This window comes from Synechococcus sp. H55.11 (assembly GCF_047462475.1).
Classification (GTDB): domain Bacteria; phylum Cyanobacteriota; class Cyanobacteriia; order Thermostichales; family Thermostichaceae; genus Thermostichus.
Genome location: NZ_JANSJI010000188.1, coordinates 1 through 3345, shown reverse-complemented (window position 1 = coordinate 3345; position 3345 = coordinate 1). Strand labels below are relative to the sequence as shown.

Here is a 3345-nt window from a genome sequence, read left to right as displayed (position 1 = left end):
ACGCCTACTCGAACTCCAGTACTGCCACCCACTCCCACTCCGGTGCCAACACCAACGCTTACCCCTATCCCTCGATTGACGCCGCTTGTTCCTCGTGCTCCTACCCCTACCCCAACTCCACCCCCGCCGCCCACCTCGACACCGGCCCCAGCAACACCAACGCCTGCGGCAGAGCTTGCCTTGAGCGGCCAGTGGCTCTACGAGGGAGGATCCTTTGTCTGGCAGGGATCCCTGTGTAAGGTTAATGTTGCAACCGGTATCCAGGAAACCGTCTCCATTCGTCAAGACGGCAACCAGATCAGCGTTTCCTCTCCCGGTTTTGCGGAGCGCAGTGGCCAGCTCATCCGCAACCAACTTTCTGTCAGCGGCAAGATAGGGGGCAGCGGTACCCCAACCATCACGTGGAGTGGCACTGTCAGCGCCGACGGGCGCTCCATTCGTGGCACGGCCACCTGTGGCAGCGCCAGCTTTGCCATCAGGCTCACTCGCCAGAGTTAAATACCCACGCCGCCACCTCGGTCACCGCCACCGCCGTTCTCCGGATCCTCCGGCTTCTGTTGCAAGGGAGGGAGAGGAGGAGGGGTGGCAAACGTTTCGCTCACCACCTGGAGGGTATATGGCCCTCGCCCAGGACTACCTGGCCCAGCGGTTGGGGAAGCATTTTGCGCCCAGTAACTTTGCACCTGGATCAAGTAGCAGCGGTCTTGCCGCACCGGGATCGTGAGCTGGGAGGTGGTAAAGTTGCCAGGAGCAGCATCATCGTTAACAAAAAGGACATTCCGATCCAAATTTCTACCGGTATCAAAGGCACCGATGACCAACAGCGGATCGAAAACCGGGCTGGTCAGCCGGATGGTAACTCCGGTAACGTTGGCTGCAGAAGGAAAGTAGAGAAATCCATCTGAGTAAAAGGTGAAGGTGCCAGGAGGCGGTGGAACTTCCCGGGCATTTTGAACCTCGCCAGCGCTATCGAAGTAGAACTCCAAAAGGCTATTCGGCCCCAAGGTTCCGCTGCGGCTATCTCCTTGGCGGCGCAGGCCAATTGATGCGAAAAACTCTGGGCTAAAGGCTTGCTCGCAAACATTGACCAGAGGCGGCACCGTCCCCCCACCCCCCCCACAGCCTGCCAGGAGGACAGTCGAGGCCAGAAGGCCCCAGAAAAACCGCACCTGGGATCCAGAAACCTTCAACGCTGACAATGACATAGACACTCCCCCGGCCACCGGATCGCTAACGTTCCTCTGGATCCAGATTAGGATGATTTGAGCAATTCGCACAAAATGAAGATCACTGACAGCCTTGCCCTACGTTCAGCACGGATGGCCTATCTCACTGCCCAGCTCGAGAAGGGCACGGCGGAACCATCGAGCCAGTCTTGTACCCATTTGCGGGAAGGGATCCGGAGCAAAGCCCTCTACTTGGGGTGAGCTAACCATAACCACTGCTGGCGTAGCGCTTCCTGGTGAGCAAGAAATGGGCCAGAGCTGCCACGCAGTCTCGATCCTCAAAAAGCAGGTCGCGCCGCTGTTGGATCTGCTGGGAGATTTGCTGCCGAAATTGGGGATCCGTTCCCAGTTGGACGGCCAACTCTTCGTAGCGCTGGAGGTCTTGGGCAATTAAGAGATCAAGGCCCATCCTTTTGAGAATGGCATAGGTGTGGCGGCCCCGCAGGAACCGGCCAGGGCAGGTCACTACAGGCAAGCCGGCAGCAACGGCTTCCAAGGTGGTGATCCCGCCCGACCAGCCGTAGGAATCCAGCATAATATCGGCGCAGCGGTTGAGATCCAAGTAGTCTTGATGATCCAGTTGGGGCAAGATCAAGCAGTGGTCTTCCGCAGAAAGGCCATAGGCGGAGAAAGTTCGGGAAAGACGCTGCCAAAAGTGTTGGGCAATGGCAGCATTGGGCAACGCCAAGAAGACAAATTGAGCGTTGGGCACTCGCTGGGCAATGGCGGCAAAAAGATAGTCATATTGGGGCAGATACTTGCCCAGGTATTGACAGGTAAGATAAACTACTGCGTCTTGGCGCAGGCCAAAATCCCCACGATGACGCTTTTGCTGAGGTAAAACGGGCTTTTCAAAACAAGCACCCAGGCGGGGCAGCCGAATTAGGGTTTCGCTGTAGTGAGCCTGCCCATCTTCGGGCTCCATCAGGTCGCTGGAGAGGAAGTAGTCGATGGTTGAAAGTCCAGAAGTTACAGGATGAGCCCAGGTGGAGCATTGCACTGGGGCTAGCCGCAGAGATGCCAGTTGCAAAATCAGGGGAGAAAGGCCAATTTCCAGATACACCAAAACATCGAGCTGATCCTGCAGAATTTGACGGGCGGCGTCTTCAAAGCCAGTGGGAATGTGGCGAAATACATCCGCATACTGGCGATATTGCTCTGTCATGAAGTCGGTTCTGGGATCCAAATGGTAGGCAAACACCAGAAAAGGCCACTGGGAGCTCGCCTTTAAGTACTTCACCCACCCTAAAGAAAGACGGCTGTAGGAGCAGGCGCGCATCGAGGCCGAGACAAAGCCAACGCGAATGGGATCCCCTGGTTGCCGGGGAAGAGAGTGCCAATTGGGGTAGCAAGATTTCACGATGCGCTGCACAAACTGAGCGTATTTTTTCTGCAGCTCCAGGTCGTCGCAGCCCTGGTACTGCAGATAGTGGGGCGTTCCCCAGCTTGACCCTAAAAAGGCAAGCCGCCGCTGCTCTTGGGTGTCCAAGGGCGTCTCCTCAATGAGGCGATCCAGGTGTTCTACAAAGCGAGAGCGAAATCTATGCAGCTCTTCCTCATCCTGATAGAGGGCGGGCAAATAGAGATGGTAAAGCCAGCGAGCTACCACCAAATTGGGATCCAAAGTCCACGCCTTTTCCAGGTGAGCCAGAGCCGCGCTGTGTTCCCCTTGCTCACGATGGGCCATTCCCAGATAAAAATGCACCTCAGCCCAAGGGATCCCTGCTGCCGGATCTGGATTTTCTAACAAGGAGCTAAGCAAAGGGATCGCTTCTTGATGGCGGCGTAGGTTAACAAGAATCTTGCCGGCTTGCAAAGCAGAAAGGTAAGCCTTGGGATTGAGGCTCAGGCTCTGCCAATAGCAAGATAGCGCCTTTTCCAGTTGCCCCAAAGATTCATAGACAACACCCAGGTTGTGATGATAGAGGGCTACGCAGGGATCGAGCGCAATGGCCTCGGCAATCAAAGCAGCCGCCCATTCCCCCTCTCCCTTGGCCTGGGCCACCGTCCCCAGCAGGTGCAGGGCATCAGCTTGATCCGGAAACTCCGCCAGAATTTCCGAGTAAATGGCTTCCGCTGTTCGCAAGTCGCCAGACTGCTGGGCCTGGATCCCGGCCAG

At 56.7% G+C, this 3345-nt stretch carries 4 protein-coding genes; 2 read left to right on the top strand and 2 right to left on the bottom strand.

All coding sequences use genetic code 11. From position 1 onward, the window contains the following. Positions 1-239: hypothetical protein (locus NW853_RS08095; protein WP_414348759.1), on the top strand; the 239-nt coding region annotated here is incomplete at its 5' end. Beyond that, entirely contained in the window at positions 181-498 is a 318-nt protein-coding gene (locus tag NW853_RS08090) for a hypothetical protein (protein WP_414335924.1), read from the top strand. The genes NW853_RS08095 and NW853_RS08090, both read left to right, overlap by 59 nt. Here NW853_RS08090 and NW853_RS08085 read toward each other — a convergent pair. Next, positions 495-1205 (bottom strand): hypothetical protein, encoded by a 711-nt coding sequence (locus tag NW853_RS08085; protein ID WP_414335926.1) that lies wholly within the window; start codon positions 1203-1205, stop codon positions 495-497. The genes NW853_RS08090 and NW853_RS08085 overlap by 4 nt on opposite strands. Positions 1206-1428: 223 nt before the next feature. Further along, on the bottom strand, positions 1429-3345 hold a 1917-nt coding region (locus NW853_RS08080), incomplete at its 5' end, for a tetratricopeptide repeat protein (RefSeq protein WP_414348758.1).